The sequence below is a fragment of the Streptomyces sp. NBC_01498 genome (assembly GCF_036327775.1).
GTDB lineage: Bacteria > Actinomycetota > Actinomycetes > Streptomycetales > Streptomycetaceae > Streptomyces.
This window is the reverse complement of record NZ_CP109598.1, coordinates 6,030,512-6,051,318: the sequence shown is the minus strand read 5'-3', so window position 1 is coordinate 6,051,318 and position 20,807 is coordinate 6,030,512. Positions and strand designations below refer to the sequence as shown.

20 protein-coding genes and 1 pseudogene are annotated in these 20,807 nt (G+C 71.3%); 9 read left to right on the top strand and 12 right to left on the bottom strand.

Annotation, left to right across the window (positions count from 1 at the left end):
* The first annotated feature begins 130 nt into the window (after positions 1–130).
* Both OG875_RS25805 and OG875_RS25800 read left to right on the top strand, forming a co-directional pair.
* Positions 131–952, top strand: a complete 822-nt coding sequence (locus OG875_RS25805; protein WP_330176616.1) for a phytanoyl-CoA dioxygenase family protein — start codon at positions 131–133, stop codon at positions 950–952.
* Positions 949–1,422, top strand: a pseudogene (locus OG875_RS25800) (DUF6309 family protein); the annotation flags it as partial. The gene OG875_RS25805 and the pseudogene OG875_RS25800, both read left to right, overlap by 4 nt.
* A gap of 39 nt (positions 1,423–1,461) precedes the next feature.
* Here OG875_RS25800 and OG875_RS25795 read toward each other — a convergent pair.
* Complete coding sequence (locus OG875_RS25795) at positions 1,462–2,211, bottom strand: SDR family oxidoreductase (RefSeq protein ID WP_330176615.1); 750 nt, start codon at positions 2,209–2,211, stop codon at positions 1,462–1,464.
* Positions 2,212–2,300: 89 nt separating this feature from the next.
* Between OG875_RS25795 and OG875_RS25790 the strand changes: the two genes are divergently transcribed.
* Complete coding sequence (locus OG875_RS25790; RefSeq protein ID WP_330176614.1) at positions 2,301–3,635, top strand: aspartate aminotransferase family protein; 1,335 nt, start codon at positions 2,301–2,303, stop codon at positions 3,633–3,635.
* Positions 3,636–3,706: 71 nt separating this feature from the next.
* On the opposite strand, the gene OG875_RS25785 is transcribed toward OG875_RS25790, so the two are convergent.
* A complete protein-coding gene (locus OG875_RS25785) occupies positions 3,707–4,741 on the bottom strand; it encodes an NAD(P)/FAD-dependent oxidoreductase (protein WP_330176613.1) in 1,035 nt (344 codons plus the stop codon).
* A 410-nt stretch (positions 4,742–5,151) separates the two neighbouring features.
* Here OG875_RS25785 and OG875_RS25780 point away from each other — a divergent pair, with 410 nt between their 5' ends.
* The 4 genes from OG875_RS25780 (at position 5,152) to OG875_RS25765 (ending at position 10,533) form a co-directional block, all read left to right on the top strand.
* Positions 5,152–5,310, top strand: coding sequence for a hypothetical protein (locus OG875_RS25780; RefSeq protein WP_330176612.1), 159 nt, complete (start codon positions 5,152–5,154; stop codon positions 5,308–5,310).
* An 87-nt stretch (positions 5,311–5,397) separates the two neighbouring features.
* A complete protein-coding gene (locus OG875_RS25775; protein ID WP_330176611.1) occupies positions 5,398–8,502 on the top strand; it encodes a lantibiotic dehydratase in 3,105 nt (1,034 codons plus the stop codon).
* Entirely contained in the window at positions 8,499–9,806 is a 1,308-nt protein-coding gene (locus tag OG875_RS25770) for a lanthionine synthetase C family protein (protein WP_330176610.1), read from the top strand. Before OG875_RS25775 ends, OG875_RS25770 begins: the two co-directional genes overlap by 4 nt.
* Before the next feature lie 340 nt (positions 9,807–10,146).
* The gene (locus OG875_RS25765) at positions 10,147–10,533 is read left to right on the top strand and encodes an SH3 domain-containing protein (protein WP_330176609.1); all 387 of its coding nucleotides are present in this window, start codon (positions 10,147–10,149) and stop codon (positions 10,531–10,533) included.
* A 177-nt stretch (positions 10,534–10,710) separates the two neighbouring features.
* Here the strand turns inward: OG875_RS25765 and OG875_RS25760 are convergent, their stop codons facing one another.
* The 7 genes from OG875_RS25760 to OG875_RS25730 form a co-directional block, all read right to left on the bottom strand.
* On the bottom strand, positions 10,711–11,601 hold the full coding sequence (locus tag OG875_RS25760; protein ID WP_330176608.1) for a hypothetical protein: 891 nt from the start codon (positions 11,599–11,601) through the stop codon (positions 10,711–10,713).
* Between the two features lie 97 nt (positions 11,602–11,698).
* Complete coding sequence (locus tag OG875_RS25755; protein ID WP_330176607.1) at positions 11,699–12,127, bottom strand: peptidase inhibitor family I36 protein; 429 nt, start codon at positions 12,125–12,127, stop codon at positions 11,699–11,701.
* Between the two features lie 797 nt (positions 12,128–12,924).
* Positions 12,925–13,338 (bottom strand): Asp23/Gls24 family envelope stress response protein, encoded by a 414-nt coding sequence (locus OG875_RS25750; RefSeq protein WP_330176606.1) that lies wholly within the window; start codon positions 13,336–13,338, stop codon positions 12,925–12,927.
* Positions 13,339–13,518: 180 nt separating this feature from the next.
* The gene (locus tag OG875_RS25745) at positions 13,519–14,442 is read right to left on the bottom strand and encodes an SRPBCC family protein (protein WP_330176605.1); all 924 of its coding nucleotides are present in this window, start codon (positions 14,440–14,442) and stop codon (positions 13,519–13,521) included.
* A 6-nt stretch (positions 14,443–14,448) separates the two neighbouring features.
* Positions 14,449–15,147, bottom strand: coding sequence for a histone protein (locus OG875_RS25740; protein ID WP_330176604.1), 699 nt, complete (start codon positions 15,145–15,147; stop codon positions 14,449–14,451).
* Between the two features lie 53 nt (positions 15,148–15,200).
* Positions 15,201–15,641, bottom strand: coding sequence for an Asp23/Gls24 family envelope stress response protein (locus OG875_RS25735; protein ID WP_330176603.1), 441 nt, complete (start codon positions 15,639–15,641; stop codon positions 15,201–15,203).
* A 196-nt stretch (positions 15,642–15,837) separates the two neighbouring features.
* Positions 15,838–16,848: a hypothetical protein gene (locus OG875_RS25730; RefSeq protein WP_330176602.1), complete on the bottom strand. Its 1,011-nt coding sequence runs from the start codon at positions 16,846–16,848 to the stop codon at positions 15,838–15,840.
* A 166-nt stretch (positions 16,849–17,014) separates the two neighbouring features.
* Here OG875_RS25730 and OG875_RS25725 point away from each other — a divergent pair, with 166 nt between their 5' ends.
* Positions 17,015–17,440, top strand: a complete 426-nt coding sequence (locus tag OG875_RS25725; protein ID WP_330176601.1) for a DUF4190 domain-containing protein — start codon at positions 17,015–17,017, stop codon at positions 17,438–17,440.
* 132 nt (positions 17,441–17,572) lie between these two features.
* Here OG875_RS25725 and OG875_RS25720 read toward each other — a convergent pair whose 3' ends face one another.
* The 3 genes from OG875_RS25720 to OG875_RS25710 form a co-directional block, all read right to left on the bottom strand.
* Positions 17,573–18,202 carry an MBL fold metallo-hydrolase gene (locus OG875_RS25720; RefSeq protein ID WP_330176600.1) on the bottom strand — a complete coding sequence of 210 codons (630 nt, stop codon included), beginning with the start codon at positions 18,200–18,202 and terminating at the stop codon, positions 17,573–17,575.
* Entirely contained in the window at positions 18,202–19,287 is a 1,086-nt protein-coding gene (locus OG875_RS25715; protein ID WP_330176599.1) for an S-(hydroxymethyl)mycothiol dehydrogenase, read from the bottom strand. The genes OG875_RS25720 and OG875_RS25715 overlap by 1 nt, the downstream gene beginning before the upstream one ends.
* 121 nt (positions 19,288–19,408) lie before the next feature.
* A complete protein-coding gene (locus tag OG875_RS25710; RefSeq protein WP_330176598.1) occupies positions 19,409–20,110 on the bottom strand; it encodes a FadR/GntR family transcriptional regulator in 702 nt (233 codons plus the stop codon).
* Between the two features lie 151 nt (positions 20,111–20,261).
* Between OG875_RS25710 and OG875_RS25705 the strand changes: the two genes are divergently transcribed.
* Positions 20,262–20,789, top strand: coding sequence for a gluconokinase (locus OG875_RS25705; protein ID WP_330176597.1), 528 nt, complete (start codon positions 20,262–20,264; stop codon positions 20,787–20,789).
* The last annotated feature ends 18 nt before the right edge of the window (positions 20,790–20,807 follow it).

Here is a 20,807-nt window from a genome sequence, read left to right as displayed (position 1 = left end):
TCAGGTGCCGGCCGTCGGCGTTCCCGTACTCGGTTGCCGCATTTCGGCCATTATCCATGCCATGGGCATGACTGGTACCTGTCTGGGACAGAAACGCCGAGCGCAGTGGCATCCGTGAGGCGTCAGCCGAGTGAACCGGGGGTTCCGAAACGTGAGAGGTAACCGCGCCAACGACGGTCGGACAGGGAACTTCGCCGAGGACGGCTTCCTCGTGCTACCGGGCTTTCTTCCGGCCGGCCTGGTCGGCCGCCTTGTTCCGGAAGTCGACCGATGGGTGGAGACGGGGTGGCGTCAGCGGTCCATCGACGCGTGTGCGGACGTGGGTGGCCCGCCGCCGCGAATGGTCGAGCTGGACCTGGAGGCGCACGGTGAACTGGCGGTGTATCCGCCGCTGTTGGATCTGCTCCGCAGCCCCGAACTGCTGGGCGGCTCCTTCGTCTTCCACCACCTGCACAGCGACCGGCGACCGGTCGGCGGAGCGGGCAAGAGCTGGCATCACGACTACGAACAACGACCGCAGCGCGACCGCCGCTTCCCGATGATCCACGCGCTGCACTACATAGGCGGGCTCCGGCCGGAGCTGGGTGGACTGGCGGTGCTGCCCGGTTCGCAGCGGGAAGTCGCCGAGAAGGACGCGCGAAGACATGCGGGCACGGACGTGCTGCCGGGCGAAGTGGTCATCGACGACCTGCCGCCGGGGTCGACCGTCGTCCTTCACTCGGCGCTCTTTCACGCCCGCCGCGCCGCGCGCCCCTCGCGGGGGAACGCGGGCAGCCGTTACATGATCGACGGCTCCTACTGCCGCACGGGTACCTTGTGGCCGCCGGTCAAGCCGTACTGGCGGCAGGTGTTGGCGGTGGCCCGGGCGCGCGGTCTGGGCGCGGGGCGGCCGGAGCTGTTCTGCGAACGGCATTTCAGCGAGTACGAAGCGGCGCGGAGGAGCAGTGCATGAGGATCCTTGGGGCAGTCCCGTTCGACGAGGTCATGCGCCGCTTCGTCCGTGAGCATCCCTTCGTCGCCTCCGACGAGGCCAACACCAACGACGAGGCCGAGGGGCATGTCCGCAACGCGCATGACGAGTTGGGCGGCAGTTGGCACCGGGTCCTGCTGGAGGGGCCGGAAGTGCGGGGCGTGATACTTCCCTGGCACCTGGGGGAGGGCGGCGAGGTGGAACTCGTCCCCCCGACCGGGCTCAGCGTGGCCGCCGCCGCGGACCGGGCCGCGATGCTCGGTCCGGCGTACGAGCGCTCCAATCCGCTGTGCGCGTTCAAACTCGCCAGACAGCGCTCAGCGGTCCGTCTTCCCCTGTTTCTGAGTACCCGGCCGGTTTCGGGGCCCGACTACGCGTCCTTGACGGTCCGTTCGGGGCTGATTCACCTGGACGGGCTGCACCGCATGCTCGCTTGGGCTCAGACCGGACAGCTGGTGTCCGGCAACTGGTTCGAGGCGTACGCGGCCGGTCTATCCCCGGCCCACGTACGGCATGGTGCTGGGCATGACCAGGACGGACTGGATGTTCACCCCCGGGGGCAGACCGGCCATGGTCCGCACCATGTCGACGACATGCCTCACGTCCATGGTGGCTTCGACCCGCCGTGAACCGTCCGCCTGGAGAACCGCCGGCTGCGGACGGTCGGGCGGAGTGACGTTGCCGATGTCGATCTGCCCGCACGAGATGTCGTGAGGGCGGCCGTCCAGGGACAGCGAGCGCGTCAATCCGGCCACCGCGTGCTTGGCGGCGGTGAACGCCACGGAGTCCGGCCGGGGTACCTGGGCCGAGGGCGCCCCGTTGTTGATGATCCGCCCCCCGCGCGGGGTCTGCCGCTTCATCACCCGGAAGGCGGCACGGGAGCAGAGGAACGTTCCGGTGGCGATGGAGTCCATCACACGGTGCCAGTCCTCGATGCCCACGTCCTCCGTCGGGGTGTACGCCATGGTGTCGGCGGCGTTGTTGAACAGCACGTCCAGCCGGCCGAAGCGGTCCACGACATGTCCGAACAGGGCGTCCACGGCGGCGGGATCGGTGATGTCGGCCGGGAACGGGACCGCCCGACCACGAAGGGCGGCGGGGGCCGAGGCGACCGTCTCCTCCAGCGGCTCCCGGCGTCTGCCGACCAGAATCACGGTCCAGCCGTCGTCCAGCAGACCCAGCGCACAGGCCCGCCCGATCCCGCTGCCCGCCCCGGTGACGAGCACCGTTCTTCCGTCCACGCCCACCCGTCCTCTCCACCAGCACATCCACGCGTACGAAAGGCATTCCGAGCGTGCCCAACCGCCCCTCACCGAAACAGGAGCCGCACATGAATGGCCACATACAGGCGTTGGGCGGAACCGAAGGCAGCAGGGCCTGGTTCGACCGGGCCCAGGCGTCACTCGCCGGCGGCATCAGCTCCTCCTCCCGGCTGACGTCGACAGGCCCGCACCCCTATCCCCTCTACATGGCCAGCGGCTCCGGTACGCGTATCCGCGACGTCGACGGCAACGACTACATCGACTACCTCATCTCCTACGGCAGCGCGGTGCTGGGACACGCCCCGCCACAACTCACCGAGGCACTCACGGCGGTCCTGCACACCGGCACGATGTTCGGCACCTGCAACACCCCGGAGGTCGAACTCGCCGAGCTGATCCGCGACATGGTGCCCTGCGCGGAACTCGTCCGCTTCGCCAACTCGGGCAGCGAAGCGGTGCAGGGGGCGGTGCGCGCCGCCCGCGGGTACACCGGACACTCGAAGATCCTCAAGTTCGAAGGCCACTACCACGGCTGGTCCGACACACTCGCCGTCTCCAACCGCCCCGGTGCCGCCGAGGCCGGCCCCTACGCCGCGCCCCACCCCGTGCCCCACTCCCCCGGCATACCCGCCGGGGTCGTCGACGACGTCGTCGTCTGCCCGTGGAACGATCCCGCGGCTCTCCGCACGGCCCTCGACGCCCACCGCGGGGAACTCGCAGCGGTCATCTGCGAGCCGATCGTCGCCAACAACGCCTGCACCATGCCCGACCCGGGCTACCTGGACCTGCTGCGAGACGAATGCACCGCACGCGAGATCGTGCTCATCTTCGACGAAGTCTGCACCGGATTCCGCACCGGACCCGGCGGCGCCCAGACCATGTTCGACGTCACGCCGGACATCGCCGTCTTCTCCAAGGCCCTGGGCGGCGGCCTGCCCATCGCCGCCTTCGCGGGGCAGCGGCACGTGATGGAACCCCTGGCACGCGGCCTCGTCAAGCACGGCGGGACGTACAACTCCTCACCTCTGTGCGCCACATCGGCCCTGGTCACCCTCCGCGGTCTGAACCGGCCCGAGACCACCGAACGCATCGACGACAGCGGTCGCCGCATCATGGAGACGATCCGGCGCGCCGCGCACGACCGGCGCATTCCGTGCGCGGTGCAAGGCGTCGGTGCCATGTTCCAGACGGTCTTCACCCCCGACGGCGCGCCGACCCGCCAGTACCGGGACCTCCTCCACGCCGACCAGGCCCGCTACCACGCCTTCCGTCACGAACTCCTCAAACGCGGAGTGCACGCCAACGCCTACGGCATGGCCTGCTGGTTCGTCGCCGCGACTGTGACGGAGGACGAACTGGCCATCACCTGCGAAGCGGTGGAAGAAGCCTTCGCCGCCCTCTGAGCGAATGTTCGGCGCCCCGTCGGCCAGGTTCTCGCTCCGTTCCTCCTGATCGATGTCGTGGAGACGCGAGGTCAGCGGGTGCGCGGGCGGCAGTGCCGCAGCTCGGGGGCCGGTCTGCCGGTCACGAGTTCGTCCGCGACGAGCCGTCCGGCCGTGGGCGCCAGGGTGACGGCGGAGTGCATGACGGCGACGTAGACGGATCGATCGTCCGTCGCGTAGCCGATGACGGGTCCGTGCGCGGGCATGGGGCGTCTGCCGGTGCGATAGCCGAGCAGGCGGCACTGCCCGCTCCCCCGGAAGGCGGCCTTCAGACGCTGGAGCGTGTCACGCGCGGCCCGATCGAGGGCCGCTCTGCCCTCGGCGTGCGGCAGACCCAGCAGGAGCTCGCCGTCCCGGACTTCCCGGACCTCGAAGGCGGGGCTCGCCACGACGGTCCTGACCAGGCCGGGCGGAGCCGCGACCCGCGCGACGGCGGCCGGGGATGCCACGACGGGGAGGTCCGCCGACAGGGGCTCGCAGAGCTCGGGGATGTCGGTGCCCGCCGTGAGCACCACGGTGCCGGCGGCATGGGGTCCGGTCGACGTCAGCACTCCGTCCACACGTCCGCCGGTCACCCGCAGGGAGGTAACCGCGGTGTCGTGGAGGGCGGTTGCTCCGTGGTCGGCGGCGGCTGTCACGAGCGTCCGGGCCAGCGCCGTCGGGTCGACGCCCCGCGTCGCTCGGGATGTGGACGGCTTGCTCGGGCGGGCGCCGGAGGTTGGGCTCCAGCGCCGCGATGTCACGTCGTCCGACGCGGAGCTGACCCGCCTCCGGCCGTGCGTCCCCGTCCGGTGCGCCGGAGACAGCGAGCCGCACCGGCGGACCGTGACGTGGGGCAGTTCGCCCTCCAGGCGTCGGTAGTCCGCCAGGACGTACTCGCGGAGGTCGCGCGCACCACCGGGCCAATGACCTCCCGCGCCGCCGATCCAGGCGAAGGACGCCCCGGTGACCCCGGCGGCCGGTGCGGGTCCCCGCTCGATCAGGGTGACCGGGACGCCCCGGCGTGCCAGGTGGTAGGCCACGGAGGAACCGACGATTCCCGCGCCGACGACGACAACGGCTGACATGAGGTCCTTTTCGACAGGCCAACGACCGCTCGGGCCACGGCCGTAGAGACACTGTCGGTTCACCGGCGGGACGGCGCAACGGGATTTCCCGCGACCCGTCGTGCACGGCCGGCGCGGGCCGCCGCCGTCCGGGGCCCGCGAACTGTCTTCCTCGTGGCGCGAAATCACCGTCGCGCCAGAGAATCGCCGGGCACGGGCCGCACGCCGGACCGCCCTTTTCCCCCAGCGGGAAGGGCGCCGTGGGAACAGTCAGTCATGTGGCGTCACGGAGCGCTTATTCCGGTCAACTTGCGTAACCGCACGTGATGTTTTGCATGCACCCTGCATATGCTCCGGTCTGGTTCAAACAGAACCGAAACGTTTCGCCAACGTCCAACCGACGTCGGCGAGCCAATGACCGGAGGAGTCTCATGAGCACCAACCTTCTGCTGGAAGACACCACCGACCTCGTCGAGCTCGACCTCGACATCCAGATCGCCGAGACGGAGGCGGAGGGCACCGCGTACGCGGCCGGCGGTGCCACCTCGCCCAGCACCTTCGGGTCGCCCTGCAACATCTGTTGCGCGTAGGCGTCCTCCAGCCCGCGTGGGGCGGGGTCCGTACCCCGCCCCACGCGGGTGGTGCCAGTCGCCGGGATCGAGGGGGAGCCAGAACACGTGCGGGACGATCACTACACACCGCGGGACTGCCTGTTCGTCCGCGCAACGGCGACGCCCCGCTCCGGACCGGGCGGCCGTCCGCTCGGCGACTCGGCCGCCCAGGTGCGCGAGGCCGCCGCCGATCCGCTGCTGCGCGAGGCGTTGCACGTCGCCAGCGGCAGCCTCGCCGGCTCCCTGGACCGGCTCGACGCCGGGGCCGAACTCGGAGCCAAACGACTGCGCCGTACGGCGCTCGCCCTCTCCCGGTACGCGCTGCGGGCGGAGACCCGGCCGACACCGTTCGGACTCTTCGCCGGGGTCGCGCCCGCGCGGGCGGCGGACACCACACGGGTGACGCTGTCCGGCCCCGGCGCGAAGTCGGTACGGCTGGACGCCGCCTGGCTGACCCGGCGCGTCGCCGAATGGCTCGAACTGCCCGGCGTACGGCACCGCGTGGACGTCGTGCTGAACGACCTGTGCCGCACCCGCGGCGAACGGTTCGTCGTCCCCGGCAACGGGAGCGAGGTCTCCGTCCGCGACACGGCCCTGGTGACCTGGGTGCGCGAGCACGCGACGGCGCCCGTCGGCTACGCCGTACTCCTGGAGCGGGCGTCCGCCGCCTTCCCCCCTCTGACTCCCGACCGGCTGGACGCCGCGCTGTTCCCGCTGGTACGCCACGGCTTCCTGCTGACCTCCCTCACCCCGCAGGATTTGGACGAGGACCTGTACGACCGCATCGCGGCGGCCCTCACGGCCGCGCCGGAGGCGGGGGCCGAATTCGCCCGCGTACGCGCCGCGTTGGCCGCCTACGCCACAACGACGCCCGGCGAGGGCCGCGCGGCCTGGCAGGGGCTGATGCGGCTGACCGACCCCGGGGGCACCGCCGCAAGGCCGCCCGTCCACGTCGACCTGCGCATGGACGCCGACGTGCGGATCTCACGGGTGGTCACCGAGGAGGCCGCCCGCTACGCCTCCGCCATGTGGGAACTCTCCGGGGAGTGGCAGACCCACGCCCATATGCGTACGTACCAGGACCGGTTCGTGGAGGCGTACGGCACCGGCGGAGTGGTCCCCCTCGGCCGGCTCGTCGACCCGCACCGGGGCATCGGATTCCCGCCCGGCTACGGCGAGCGGGCCGGCGGCGAGCCCGCGCGGGGCCAGGAACCGGAACCGCTCCCCAGGGAACGCCGCCTCCTCACCCACGACCTGGTGCAGGAGGCGCTGCTGAGCGGCGACGCCGAGGTCCGGCTCACCCCCGGCCTCGTCGACCGGCTGGCCGCCGGACGCACGAGCGACGAGTCCGTTCCCCCGCCGAGGTCGCTGGAACTCTGCTTCCAGCTGCTGGCCGGGAGCGAACAAGCCGTCGACCGGGGCGACTTCCGGCTCCTGTCGCCGGCGTACCCGGGTTCCTGGCTGGCCGGGGCGACCGTCGGGCGATTCGCCGGACTCGTCGGTATGGAGGGCGAGTTGGCGTCCCTCCTGGGCGGTCTCGGCGACCCGGAGACCGTCCCGGCCCAGGTGGTGTACCGCCCGCACACGGTGCGCGGGCTCAACATGGCCCAGGTTCCCCGCCTGTTGCCGCACTCGATTCCGGTGGGCGTGTACGCCGACCGGAACGCGCCGGGCACGCTCGACTGGCGGCGGCTCCTCGTCACCCTCGGGCCTCACGGACTGCGGCTGATCCTGCCGGACGACGGGCGTGAAGTCCTGCCCGTCGTCCCGCACATGCTCGCTCTCGGCCGGGAGGCGCCACCGGTCGCCCGGCTCCTGGTGGAGCTCGCGTGCGGCCGGGCCAGGACGTGGACGGGCTGGAACTGGTGCGGGCTGGAGTCACTGCCGTACCTCCCCGCCGTGACGTACGGCCGTGTCACGATCTTCCCCCGGCGCTGGGTGCCGGACCGGCATCTGCGTGCGGCGGTGGAGGACCCGTCCGGGTGGGAGCGGGCCGTCGAGGCGTGGCGGGAGCGCTACCGGGTGCCCGCCGAGGTGAACCTCGCCCGGTGGGACCGTACGTACCGGGTGGACCTCACCGACCCCTGGCGCCGCGAGGTGTTCCGCCAGGAAGTGCGCGGCGGCGGCTCGCTGGCGATCATGGAGGACCTCACCGACGGCGGACGCGCGCTGGGCTGGTCCGGCGGGCACGGCGCCGAAGTCGTCGTTCCGCTCACCCGGGCCACGCCACCCGACCGGCACGACGAGACCTCCCGCCGGGCCCGCCGCCCGCTCGCCCCGCGGCCCACGGACCACACCGTTCAGCACCTGCCGGGCGAGGAATGGCTCTACGTCAAGTTGTACGGAACGCCGGACACGCACGACGAGTTGCTGCACACCGGACTTCCCACCCTCGTACGCGCGGTGGGCGACGACCTGCGCGGCTGGCACTTCCTCCGGTACCGCGATCCCGAACCCCACGTCCGGCTGCGCCTGCACGGCGCGGCCGAGGCCCTGCGCACCACGGTCCTGCCCCAACTCGCCGCCGTGAGCCGGAAGTGGCAGGAGACAGGGCTGATCAAGGGCATGGTCCTGGACACCTACCGGCCCGAGACCGACCGCTACGGCGGACCCGAGGCGCTCGCCCACGCGGAACGGATGTTCTGTGTGGACAGCCAATCGGCACTGGCCCAGCTCGGCCTGCGCGCGCGGGGCGCCCTGGCCCTGCCCGCGCCGGTGCTCGCCGCCGTCAACCACGCGCTCCTGCTGGAATCGCTCGGCGACTGGGACTGGTCGGCCTGGATCAGCCGTGTCCTGCCCAAGGGGCCCGCCCACGCGGCGTACCGGACCCACCGGGAGCAGGCCATGTCGCTGATCGTGCCCGGACACACCGCCCGGAGCGCGGCCCCGGTACTGGGCGAGCCCCTCGCGCGTCTGTGGAGCGGCACGCCGGAGACCGGGAAGTACGGTGCGCTGCTGCTGTCCGACCCGGGGCGCGCGCCCGGTACCGACCAGCACGCCGAAGCGGTCATGGCGCTGCTGCACATGCAGCACAACCGGCTGCTCGGCATCGACAGGACCGGCGAGGACACCGGTTACGCCGTGCTGCGCGGCGTCGCCCGCGAGCACCAGGGCCGCCTGGCGCACGCCCGCACCCCGGAAGAGAACAAGCACAGGGAGCAGACCGGATGACCGCCCCCCGGTACGCGGACGAGGCCCGGGACGTCGCCGCGCAGGTCTTCGGCCGGCTCACCGACCCGGAGGCGACCGCCGCCGACACCCGTGTCCCGGACGACGGGCCGCAGGTCGCCCTGCGGGCGCCTCTGTGGGAGGAGTTGTCCCTCTCCTGCGGCTATCCCGGAGTGTCCCTGGCGTACACGGCACGCGGCGGACCCGCCGACGCCGCGCGGGCGCACGCCTATCTCGTCCGCGCCATGCGCGCCATGGCCGCCGGCGCCCACCCCCCGGGCGGCATCTACAACGGTCCGGGCGCCGTCGCCTTCGCCGTCCTCGTCGCGCACCGCGCCACGGGCGGCTACCGTTCCGCTCTCGACCGGCTCGACGACCACCAGCGCCGGCTGATCCGCCGCGCGCTGCCCGACGTCCGCTCCGTCCCGGCCCCGACCAACGGCGAGTTCGAGGTGGTCCGGGGCATGAGCGGGGTCGGCCGCTATCTGCTGGCGCGCCGGGAGCGGTGCGAGGAGGAACTGCGCCTCGTCCTCACCTACTTGACGCGCATGGCGCACGGCGAGATCACCCACCGGGGCCATCGGGTGCCCCGCTGGTGGACCTGGGCGGCGCCCAAACTGGGGCAGGAGGTCGAGATGCCCGACGGGCATCTGAACCTCGGACTCTCGCACGGCGTGGCGGGACCGCTCGCCCTGCTGTCGCTGGCCCGGCAGCGGGGCGTGGTCGTGGACGGGCAGCGCGAGGCTGTCGAGCGGCTGGTCGGGCTCCTCCAGCGGTGGGCCTACGAGAGCCCCGACGGACCACGGTGGCCCGCGCATCTGACCCTCGAACACTGGGCGGACGGACCGGGTGTCGCGCCGCCGCGCCAGCGCCCGTCCTGGTGTTACGGCGCCCCGGGGATCTCCCGAGCGGTGCAGCTCGCGGGGCTCGCCTTCGACCGTGCCGACTGGCTCGGCCTGGCCCACCGTTCCCTGCTGCCCTTCCTGACCACCGATCCGGACGGCTGGAACATCGACAACCCCACCGTGTGCCACGGGTGGAGCGGGATGATGCACCTGCTCGCCGTGCTGAACGAGACCATCGGCGACAAGCGCCTGACCGACCTCACCGACACGATGGCGGCGCGCACGCTCGCCCAGTTCCGCCCCGGGTACCGGTTCGGTTTCCGGTCCCCCCTCACAAGCGCCCCGCAGGGCACCGACGTTCCCGCCTTCCTGGAGGGCGCCACGGGAACCGCGCTCGCACTCGACGCCTACGCGGACGGCCGCACCACGACCGAATGGGACATGGCCCTGCTGCTGGCCTGAGCCCCGGTGGTGAGGCGAGTGAGCGGGATCGCGGCCGGTACGGCACACCGCCGGCGGACCCGAAGCCGCGTCCGAGCCGGCACCCCGCACCCCGCGCGCACACCCGAGCCCGAACCCGAACCCGCCGACCCCTGACCGTTATTGACCCGCCGTACGACATCGGCCCGCCCCGAGGCCCTGCGTCCCGGATCGGTCGTACGGACCCCGAACACGTACGCCCGTCCGGGTGAGAGTCCGCGTTTCCGGCGCGGGGGCAGGGTTCACCGCCCCTGCTCGTGCCATGAAGGGGGCACCACCGGGAAGCCCCCCGGATGCTCACCGACAACAAGAGGAATCCGCCATGAGCGCACCGCACACCGGGCACCGGATCGTCTCCGTGCTCGCCGGAGTCCTGCTGGCCGGTACGGCACTGGCCGCCCCCGCCGTCGCCACCGACCACCGGACCGGCTCCGCGCCGTCCTCCGCCGAGGCCGCCCAGTCCCCCGCCGCTGTCGTGTTCAAGGGCCGGGTCATCGCGCAGCCGTCGCTCAACGTGCGGAAGGACCCGAACACCAGCAGGCCGCCCGTCGGCTCCATCCCGTTCGGCACCGTCATCGAGCTGGAATGCAAGACCAACGGCGAGGTCGTGGAAGGAAATCGCCGTTGGTACAAGCTGCCGGGTGAGCGCCACTGGGTCGCCGCCCGCTGGGTCGAGAACATCGGGGCGGCGCCCGGCGAGTGCCCGTGACTCACTGAGCACCGGCGCCAGTTGATCCCGGTGTTCCCGTAGGACAGTGCCCCGTCGGCCTCGCCCGAGTCTCTCGTGGCCGACGGGGCACCGGCATGACCACCGTCGGGCGGGAACCCGCCCACAGGACCCGCAGGGGACACCGCGAAGACATCGCCGCCCGCCACGCCTTCGCGTCTACCCCTTCGTTCTCGCTTCCGCGAGAGCGGATCGCAGTACCTCGTAAGTCCTCGACACAGCGGCTTCGTTGTCGGCCAGCCAGCGCCGGGCGAGGCGATCGACCGCGGCGGCACGCCGCTCACGCAGTCGCACCGTCGTCTGGCACTCCGCGTCCCCGGCAGCGAGCGTCTTCTCGTCCGCCCCCGCGCGCCCGCGCCGGCCGTCGGGGTAGTACGTGGCGGCCAGGGCGACGGCGTCGTCCGGCGTCGCCGTGTCGTAGCCCTTGGCCGCCATGCACCGGGCGAAGGCCGCGTGGGCGTCGCGTACGTCGGGGTCTTCGTCGGCCGCGGATGCCTGCCGCTGCACGAGTTCGGGCAGGTAGTACACGGTCAGGTAGTTCTCCACCGATCCGTAGAGCCGCCGCCGGGCGCTGCCCACGCAGCCCGAGGAAGCCGCGGCCACCTCGAAGTTCCCCGGCAGCACCACCCGTACGTCGTTGCCGCCTTCGCCGAGGAGCAGGCGATGGAACCGCTCTCTGGTGTCGGCGGGCAGCGAATCGGCGTATCTGTCGACCGGACCCTTCCCCGGATCACGGGCACGGGTCATCCACCTGTCGGGATAGCCGTGTTGCCGTGCGGTCTCGGCGTGCAGCGGTGTCGCGCCTCTGAGCAGCCCGCTCATCGGCCGGTCGTCTCGCGGGGCGGGCACCTTCGGATAGCCCAGTCCCGCCTGTTCCATGCACCGCGCGATCAACCGGTTCTCGGTCTCGTCGAGTACGGCGGGCCGATCCACGAGCTGGCGGAAGCGGTCGGGAACAGCGGCTGCCTCCGAACTCCGCGCGCAGCCGGCGGATCCGACAGCCAGCATGAGCGACACGGCCGTCAGGGCCGCCACGGTGAAACCCGGCATCGTCCTTCTCCCGTCAAGGCCGGCAACCTGACATGTCGTCAAGAACGGGGGCGCCGGGGAGACCGGCACCCCCGTGGGTGTGACAACTACCGCACGCCTACTTCACGTCGAAGTGATTGATCTTGTCGTTCGCCGCCGAGCTGACGTTCCCCTCCGAATACGGGGCCCACTTCCAGACGTCGTCGTCGGGACCGGGAATCTCGTTGACTCCCACCCACTGGTTCCCCGTGTTGTTGGAGCCCGACGACGTCCCGCCGCTCACCTGCACCCGCGAACCCCGGCCGGCCGACGACCTCATCAGCTCGCCGCTGTAGTTGGCGTGGATGTACGCGCAGAAGGTGCCGCGCGGACAGCGCAGGGCGGCCGGCGCCACGGCCGATTCGGCGCTGCGGAAGGGGGTGTTGACGGTCGTCCGGTCCGTCGCCGTCCGCACACCGGTGGTGTCGGTGGCGGCGCTGGCGCCGATGCCGGTCAGCGCGACGGCCATGGTCAGTCCGGCCGCGGTGGCCGCGAAGCGGATACGCATGTCGAGCTCCTGTCGAAGAGGGTGCGGTGCCGTCGACATCCGACCCCGGATTCCTCCCCCCGGCGCCCTTTGATCCCTTGGTGGGCGCGGCGTTCACGTGGCGTTGACGTCCCGCGCGCGGCCACCTCACCGAAGCCGCCGGGGCGTCGCGGTCAGCGGGGTGCCGGGCCCCGGGCCACGGGGAGCACCGCCGGCTTGGTGAAGAACAGGTCGAGTTCCCAGGGGATGTCGCGTTCGGGGACGGCCGGGAACAGGGTGGGGAAACGGGTGAAGAGAGCCTCGTACCGCGAGCCGGCGGGTCACCGTCGAGCGGTTCACGGTGAGGTCGTGGCCGTGTTCGGAGGCGACCGACGACACGGCGCGGGCACACTGGGCCGCGGTCCATCCCGCCTCCGCGAGAAGCCGCGCGAGCCGTGCGTTCGGTTGCCGAGAGGACACCGCTTCCCCGTTCTCAGCCCCGGCGCGTGCCTCGCCGTACCCGTGCTTCGGCGGCCCGTACCGCTTCGACGACACGCTCCCGCCACGGTGACGCGGACGGGATGGCCTTTCACAAGGGCGCACGGGCGGCACGCTCGGCGCCTTCGCCGCCGACGGCCCTGCACGCGGGCGGAGTCGGCCGCGGTGGACCCCGTTCCTCACCGATCGGCGTCACGTGGGCGCGGCCCCGCGTGACGCCTTCGTGTACGACGAGGACGACGAGGACGACGAGGACGACGAGGACGACGAGGACGACGAGGTCCCGCCCCTTGTACAAGGGGCGGGACCTCGTCGGCTGTCGCGGAGGTGGTTCCGGTCGTTCAGCGGGTGCGGGATCCCCCGCCGTCGTCGCTGTCGTCCGACCCCGGCAGATGCACGTCGAGCACGTCGATGTTGACCTCGGCGACCTCAAGGCCGGTCATGCTCTCGACGGCGTCGGCCACGCCCGAGCGGATGTCGTCGGTGGTGCGGGTGATGGGATACCCGTACTCCACCACCACATCGATGTCCACGGCGGCCTGCTTCTCGCCGACTTCCACCTTCACGCCCCGGGTGACGTCGTCGGACCGGGCCATCTTGTCGCGCGCGGCACCCAGGGTCCGGGAGATTCCGCCGCCCATCGCGTACACACCGTTCGCGTCACGGGTGGCGATGCCGGCGATGGAGGCCACCACCGAATCGGCGATCGTCGTCGTGCCCTTGACGTCACCGTGGTGGTGATGACCGTTCGACATTGTCTTTGACGCTGCTTCGTTGACTGCCATGGCCGACCCATCCTCCTGGAGAGAATCAGAGGAGCGATTTCACGGTCACCCGAGTTCTTCCCCGGGCGACCTCCCGCCCTCCTTCCACTGTGCTCCGTACGTCCGGACAACGCCATTCGAGTGGTCGAGGCGAGCGGTCGGGGGGGAGGCTCACTCCCGTTCGGTGTCCTCGTCCCCGTCCTCGTCCGGCTCGGTCTCCTCCCCCTCGTCGTCCTCCGGATCCTGGTCCTCCTCCTCGTGCTGGTTCTCCTCCTCTTCCATGACCTCCTCATGGGTCCGGACGACCTCGCCGTCCCGGATCTCACCGCGCCATGCCTCCGGCTCCTCGTCGGTGAGGGTCACGTACCGCTGGAAGTTCTTGAAGTCGAGCCGCAGCCGACGGCCCTGGGCACGCCAGATGTTGCCGGTCTTCTCGAAGAAACCGGCCGGGCTGTACTCGACGACAAGCACGATCCTGGTGAGATTCGGCGCCATCTCGTGGAAGCTGATGGCGCCCTGGGTCGTGCCCTTCGAGCCCTCGGACTCCCAGACGATGCGGTCGTCGGGGATCTGTTCCAGGACGGTGGCCTTGAAGCTCCGGCTCGACGGGCCCACCTTGGCCGTCCAGTTGCTGGTGGTCTCGTCGTCCTTGTCCTTGGAGACGTTGCCGACACCCTTGGTGAACCCGGCGAACTTGTCGTACGCGGTCCAGTGGTCGTACGCCGTCCTCAACGGCACTCCCACGTCCAGGACTTCGACGATGTTCGTCACCTTCACGTCCCCGCTGCCCGGCTTGCCTCCGGCGCCCGTCAGATCCTTGGCCTTGTCGGTCACGGAGTCCTTGACGGATTTCGCCTTCTCGGAGACCACGGAGCGGATCGGCGACTCACCGTGCAGGATGCGGGAGCCGATCGCGGGCAGCTGACCGCCGTTCTCGGCGATGTCGGTCAACTTACCGGTCACATCGGTCAGTTTGCCGCCGACGCGGTCCACCACACGGTCCAGTTGCGCTCCCGCGTAGTGGGTGATCTCCGCACGGAGCCGTTCGACGTTCGAGGGCGCCGACGTGTCGGTGTCCTCCTGGGTGCTGGTCATACGCGGTCACCTCCGACGGCTGGAGCGGGCCGAAGCGGTCTTCTTCGCCGTCCTCTTCGCGGGTGCCGCCGTCTTCTTGGCGGCCGGTTTGGCCGGAGCCTTCTTGGCCGGGGCCTTCTTCTTCGGCGCCGGGCGCTTGCCCCGGCGTTCGGAGCCCCGCCGGCGCCTCGCGGACGGCGGTTCCTCCTCGGGCTCGGACTCGTCGTCCTCGGGTTCCTCCTCGGAGGCTTCGCCTTCGGGCTCGGACTCGTCGTCCTCCGGCTCCTCCTCCGAGGCGTCGTCCTCGGGCTCCGTGTCCTCGCCCTCGGCCTCTTCGCCCTCGTCCGGCTCCTCCGCCTCGTTCTCGGCGGCGTCCTCGTCGCTCTCGTCGTCCTCGTCGGCTCCGTCGTCCTTCGAGATGAGCGCCGTCGCCCGGCCGCTGATCGCGTCGGCCAGCGAGCCCATGCCACGGTCGGCGACCGCCGACAGCGCGCCGCGCGCGGCCTCCACACCCTGGTCACGGAACTGGTCCTGCAACCCCGCGATCTGCGGCACGTCGCCGAGCCTGCGGGCTCCCTCGGCGGCCAACTGCCGGGGGCCGTAACCGAGTCCCCTGCCGGCCACCAGCGTGGCGACCGTCAGCGCGAGACGGCCCTTCTTGGTCCGGCCCAGCACGTAACCGCCGAGGACGGCCGTGGCCAGGGTGAGTTTCGTCTGGTCTTCCATGAGTGATCCACCTTCGCCGGGTCTCGCGTGCGTCGCCCCCGCTCAGTCGCCCGTCAGCGGGCGCGCGGCTCGTCGTCGCCGTCGTCGTCCGAACCCTCCAGATGGACATCGAGAACGTCGATGTTCACCTCGGCGACCTCAAGGCCGGTCATGGTCTCGACGGCGTCGGCGACACCCGAGCGGATGTCGTCGGTGGTCCGGGTGATGGGATATCCGTACTCCACGACCACGTCGAGATCCACGGCGGCCTGCTTCTCGCCGACCTCGACCCGCACACCACGGGTGACGTCGTCGGAACCCGACATCTTGTTCCGCGCGGCGCCCAGGGTCCGGGAGATCCCGCCGCCCATCGCATAGACACCGGACGCCTCACGCGTCGCGATACCCGCGATGGAGGCGACCACCGAATCGGCGATCATTGTCTTTCCCTCGACGTCACCGTGATGACGACGACCGTCGGGCTTCGCTTTCGACGTGGCTTCGTTGACTGCCATGACCGATCCGTCCTCCTGGAATAGAGAGCTTTCCGGAGCTTCCCGAAGTGAATTCCTCCGGTGTCTCCGGAGAGAGGAACCGGAGGAGCGTTCTCGCGGTCGCGGGAGAATCGCTCGGGCGACCGCGCCCCCCTCCACTCTGCTCCGCGCATCCCGAAAACGCCATTCGGGTGAGTCGCGTCCGGGAGTGCGTAATTCAGCGCTTGTACGCGTCGCGGCGCCGGGCGCTCCTGTCGCCGCGGGGACTCCGCCGCCGCTCCTTCGATCCGCCGCCCGCCACCTCGGGCGCGCGGACCGGCTTCCGCCCGTTCTTCGCCGCCCCACCGGTCCCGGCGGCTTCGCCGACGTCCCCGGCCGCACCGCTTTCGGTGGCCTCCCCGGCGGTCTCTCCCGCGCGCCCGGCCGCGTCGGCCGCCGTCCCGCCGACCTCCTTGCCGGCCTGCCCGGCCGCGTCACCGGCACTTCCCGCCGTGTGCCCGACCGCGTCCCCCGCGCTCCTCCCCGTCTCCCCCACCGCGTCACCGGCGCTCCTCCCGACATCGCGGGTGGCGTCACCGGCCCCCTCGCCGACGTTCTCGACGGCTCCACCAGCGCCTTCGCCGACATTCTCGACCGCGCCGCCGGCGCCTTCGCCCACGTCCTCCACGGCTTCGCCCGCCCCGTGCCCGACGTGCTCCACCGCCTCCCCGGCCCCCCGGCCCACGCTCTCCGCGGCGTCGCCCGTGCCCCGGCCGATCTCCTGAACGGCCTCTCCCGCACCCGAACCGACCTCTTCGACCGTCCGGCCCACACTCCTGGTCAACTGCTCCAGGATCTGCGGATTGCGGTCGATCGTCGTGAGCACACGATTGACGATCGTCGCGACATTGTGCAGGCGGACCTTCAACTGGGCCTGCGCCTCTACACCTTTGACATCGAGATCGACCGAGCCGAGCGCGACATCCGCACCGACATTGAGTTTCAGCAGATCGAGGACCTCGGCCTGGAGGGAGACATGGGCCCGCAGGTCCCGCACATTCAATTCGATCTCGTCGATATTCAGTACCGGTACATCGAGATAGACATCGGGATCCTTCTGGGCGACTTCGCCGGTCGTGTCCTCGTCGTCGTACTCGTCGTCGTATTCGGCCGGATCCTCCGAGACGACCTCCGCGTCCTCCACGTTCTCCGCGTCGTACGCGTTCCTGTCGTCGTCGTTCCCGGTCATACGGCACCTCCTCATTGGGCACGGCCCCGCGAGTCCAGTGTCGTGCGGCCTCTCCGGCGGCGCAATCGGCGGCGGCTCCCGCCGGAACGGCACGTGTCCGCCGCCTTTTCGGGGGCACGCGCACGGTGAACCTGACAGACAGGTTCGACTACGGAGGGTGATGTCGATGTCCATGCCTCACTACCCCCAACAGGCGGCCGACAGTGCCTCGCCGTACGGGTCGCCCGAGCCGGCCCCCGCGCGGAGCAATCCGCTCGCGGTGACCGCGCTGGTGCTGGGCATCATCGCGTGTCTGCTCTTCTGGACGGTCGCGGGCGGGATCGTCCTGGGCCTGCTGGCCGTGGTGTTCGGCATCCTGGGCATACGCCGGGCCCGTGGTGGCCGCGCGCCGCACCGGACCATGTCGATCGTCGGCACGGTGCTCGGCGCGCTGGGTCTCGTCGCCTCGGCCGTGATCCTGATCGTCGGGGTGTCGGTGCTCAACTCGGACGAGTTCCAGAACTTCGGCGACTGCATGGAGCACGCCAACAGCCAGAGCGAGCGGGACCAGTGCGCCAAGGACTTCGAGCAGACCGTCGAGGACACCAACTGACCGGGCGAGTCGACCGGTCGTGGACCGACGGCGCGTGAGGTCAAAGGGCCGGGGTACGGATCCCGGTCCTCGCGCACGGAACATGCCGGGAGGCCCGGACACCCCCACGGGTGTCCGGGCCTCCCGGCATGTTCAGCCGCCCGTGCGGATCCATTCGTCCAGGTGCGGTGCCTCGGTGCCGACGGTGGTCGAGTCGCCGTGGCCCGTACGGACGACCGTCCCGGGCGGCAGCGTCAGCAGGCGCTCCCGGATCGAGTCGATGATCGTCGGGAAGTGCGAGAAGGAGCGTCCGGTGGCTCCGGGGCCGCCCTGGAAGAGCGTGTCACCGGTGAAGACGGTGGACAGGGCGGGGCTGTGCAGACAGACCGCGCCGGGCGCGTGGCCGGGGGTGTGCAGCACCGTGAGGGTGGTGCCGGCGACGGACAGCTCCTGCCCGTCGGCCAGTTCACCGTCCGGGAGCCGGTCCGGGTGGGTCTGCTTCCACAGCGGCAGGTCGTCCGGGTGCAGCAGGATCGGCGCGCCGGTGGCGTCGGCGAGCGCGGGCGCCGCGTCGATGTGGTCGTTGTGCGCGTGGGTGCAGACGATGGCGCGCAGGGTGCGCCCGGCGAGTGCCGCCTCGATGGCGGTGGCGTCGTGGGCGGCGTCGATGACGATCGCCTCGGTGTCGTCGCCGATGATCCAGACGTTGTTCTCGACGTCCCAGGTGCCGCCGTCGAGCGAGAACGTGCCCGCGGTGACGAGGTGGTCGATACGGGCGGCCATCAGAGCGTCACCACCGAACGCAGCACGTCGCCCTCGTGCATCCGCGTGAACGCCGCCTCCACGTCGCCCAGTCCGACGGTCTCGGTGACGAACGCGGCCAGGTCGATACGGCCCTGCTGGTGCAGGTCGATGAGCAGGGGGAAGTCGCGGGACGGCAGACAGTCGCCGTACCAGGACGACTTGAGCGAGCCGCCGCGGCCGAAGACGTCCAGGAGCGGCAGTTCGAGCGTCATCTCCGGGGTGGGGACGCCGACCAGGACGACGGTGCCGGCCAGGTCGCGGGCGTAGAACGCCTGCTGGTACGTCTCCGGGCGGCCGACCGCCTCGATGACGACGTCGGCGCCGAAGCCGCCGGTCAGTTCGCGGATCGCTTCGACGGGGTCGGTGGAGCGGGAGTTGACGGTGTGGGTGGCCCCCATGGACGTCGCCGTCGCCAGCTTGCGGTCGTCGATGTCGACGGCGATGATCCGTGCCGCGCCCGCGAGCCGGGAGCCGACGATCGCCGCGTCGCCGACCCCGCCGCAGCCGATGACCGCGACGGAGTCGCCCCGGCCGACGTTGCCGGTGTTGATGGCCGCGCCGATGCCCGCCATCACACCGCAGCCGAGCAGTCCGGCGACGGCGGGTGAGACGGCCGGGTCGACCTTGGTGCACTGCCCGGCGGCGACCAGGGTCTTCTCGGCGAAGGCGCCGATGCCCAGCGCGGGGGAGAGTTCGGTTCCGTCGAGCAGTGTCATCTTCTGCCCGGCGTTGTGGGTGTTGAAGCAGTACCAGGGCCGGCCCCGCAGACAGGCCCGGCAACTGCCGCAGACAGCACGCCAGTTGAGGATCACGAAGTCACCGGGGGCGACATCGGTGACGCCCGCGCCCACCGACTCGACCACGCCCGACGCCTCATGACCGAGCAGGAAGGGATAGTCGTCGCCGATCCCGCCCTGCTTGTAGTGCAGATCGGTGTGGCAGACCCCGCACGCCTGGATCTTCACCACGGCCTCGCCGGGGCCGGGGTCGGGGATCACGATCGTCTCGACCCGCACCGACTCGTTCTTGCCGGGCGCCACGACGCCTCGCACCTGCTGGGACATGCCAGGACCTGCCTCTCCATCGAGCCTGAAGGGCCAAGTCTGACACCGCGCCCGGCCCCGGGCCGCCCCGGACGGGTCATGGTCGTCCCGCCGGGCGCCGGCCCGGAGGGTCGACAGCCGGTCAGGGCGCGAGCACGTCCAGTTCCTCGAGCGCGCCGACCGCGATCCGCCGGGTCAGCTCCTCGGCACGGGCGGCGTCCCGTTCCCGTACGGCCTCCGCGACCCGCACGTGCAGGGTCACGGCCGCGGGGTCCGGGTCGTGGAACATCACGTCGTGGCGGGTACGGCCGGTCAGGACCTCCGCCACCACGTCCCCGAGGCGCGCGAACATCTCGTTGCCCGACGCGTCGAGGATCACCCGGTGAAAGGCGATGTCGTGGCGCAGATAGCCCTCCAACTGATGGCCGCGCGAGGTGGCGACCATGCCGAGGGCCTGTTCGGTGAGGGCGGCGCACTGCTCGGGGGTGGCGTGGCGGGCCGCGAGCCCGGCGGCGACCGGTTCGATCGCGGAGCGCAGCACCGTCAGTGAACGCAACTGGCGGGGCCGGTCGTCGCCGGCGAGCCGCCAGCGGATGACCCGGGGGTCGTAGACGTTCCACTCGCGGGCGGGCAGCACCGTCACACCGACGCGGCGCCGGGACCGGACGAGGCGCATCGACTCCAGGACGCGGATCACTTCCCGTACGACGGTGCGCGAGACGTCGAAGCGCCGCGCGACCTCGTCGGTGCGCACGACGCCGCCTTCGGGGTACTCGCCCCCCGTGATGGCGAGACCGAGGGTGTCGAGCACCTGGGTGTGCAGGCCCCGGTCTTCAGTGGTCATGGCGGAAGCCTACGGCGCGGGCCCGGCGGAACGGGCGCGGCCCTGGTGAACAAAAAGTATGACGTGTTGGCTACGAACTCTTGAATACGTCGTACATATGAGTTTCAGTAGCGCGAAGGCAGCGGAGCACATGAGGACAGCGAGGCATCGGATGAACACCCCCCACGTGGTCGTGGTGATGGGCGTGGCAGGGACCGGCAAGACCACCGTCGGCCCCCTGCTGGCCGCCGCCCTGGGCGTCCCGTACGCCGAGGGCGACGACTTCCATCCCCCGGCGAACATCGCCAAGATGTCCGCCGGCACGCCGCTGGACGACGCCGACCGGTGGCCCTGGCTCGACGCGATCGGGCGCTGGGCGCACGGCCGGGCCGGGCTCGGCGGGGTGGTCAGCTGTTCGGCGCTCAAGCGCGGCTACCGCGACCGGCTGCGGGCGGCGGCGCCCGGCGCCGTCTTCCTGCATCTGACGGGCGAACGCGCGCTGATCGAACGGCGGATGGCGGGCCGTACGGGCCACTTCATGCCCCCCGCCCTGCTGGACTCGCAGTTCGCCACATTGCGGGGGCTGGAGGACGACGAGGCGGGGGTCGCCGTCGATGTGGCGGGCACTCCCGAGGAGATCACCGCGAGGAGTGCCGCCGCGCTGCGGGATCTCGACCGCCCGGATGCCGCGCCTTCTTGACGGTGCGTCAACTGACGC

Excerpts from the sequence above, each read along its gene's own strand:
- OG875_RS25745 (WP_330176605.1), bottom strand. The coding sequence starts at position 14,442 with ATGACCAGCACCCAGGAGGACACCGACACGTCGGCGCCCTCGAACGTC.
- OG875_RS25755 (WP_330176607.1), bottom strand. The coding sequence starts at position 12,127 with ATGCGTATCCGCTTCGCGGCCACCGCGGCCGGACTGACCATGGCCGTC.
- OG875_RS25705 (WP_330176597.1), top strand. The coding sequence starts at position 20,262 with ATGAACACCCCCCACGTGGTCGTGGTGATGGGCGTGGCAGGGACCGGC.
- OG875_RS25715 (WP_330176599.1), bottom strand. The coding sequence starts at position 19,287 with ATGTCCCAGCAGGTGCGAGGCGTCGTGGCGCCCGGCAAGAACGAGTCG.
- OG875_RS25790 (WP_330176614.1), top strand. The coding sequence starts at position 2,301 with ATGAATGGCCACATACAGGCGTTGGGCGGAACCGAAGGCAGCAGGGCC.
- OG875_RS25730 (WP_330176602.1), bottom strand. The coding sequence starts at position 16,848 with ATGACCGGGAACGACGACGACAGGAACGCGTACGACGCGGAGAACGTG.
- OG875_RS25760 (WP_330176608.1), bottom strand. The coding sequence starts at position 11,601 with ATGCCGGGTTTCACCGTGGCGGCCCTGACGGCCGTGTCGCTCATGCTG.
- OG875_RS25740 (WP_330176604.1), bottom strand. The coding sequence starts at position 15,147 with ATGGAAGACCAGACGAAACTCACCCTGGCCACGGCCGTCCTCGGCGGT.
- OG875_RS25785 (WP_330176613.1), bottom strand. The coding sequence starts at position 4,741 with ATGTCAGCCGTTGTCGTCGTCGGCGCGGGAATCGTCGGTTCCTCCGTG.
- OG875_RS25725 (WP_330176601.1), top strand. The coding sequence starts at position 17,015 with ATGTCCATGCCTCACTACCCCCAACAGGCGGCCGACAGTGCCTCGCCG.
- OG875_RS25735 (WP_330176603.1), bottom strand. The coding sequence starts at position 15,641 with ATGGCAGTCAACGAAGCCACGTCGAAAGCGAAGCCCGACGGTCGTCGT.
- OG875_RS25765 (WP_330176609.1), top strand. The coding sequence starts at position 10,147 with ATGAGCGCACCGCACACCGGGCACCGGATCGTCTCCGTGCTCGCCGGA.
- OG875_RS25710 (WP_330176598.1), bottom strand. The coding sequence starts at position 20,110 with ATGACCACTGAAGACCGGGGCCTGCACACCCAGGTGCTCGACACCCTC.
- OG875_RS25770 (WP_330176610.1), top strand. The coding sequence starts at position 8,499 with ATGACCGCCCCCCGGTACGCGGACGAGGCCCGGGACGTCGCCGCGCAG.
- OG875_RS25780 (WP_330176612.1), top strand. The coding sequence starts at position 5,152 with ATGAGCACCAACCTTCTGCTGGAAGACACCACCGACCTCGTCGAGCTC.
- OG875_RS25720 (WP_330176600.1), bottom strand. The coding sequence starts at position 18,202 with ATGGCCGCCCGTATCGACCACCTCGTCACCGCGGGCACGTTCTCGCTC.
- OG875_RS25750 (WP_330176606.1), bottom strand. The coding sequence starts at position 13,338 with ATGTCGAACGGTCATCACCACCACGGTGACGTCAAGGGCACGACGACG.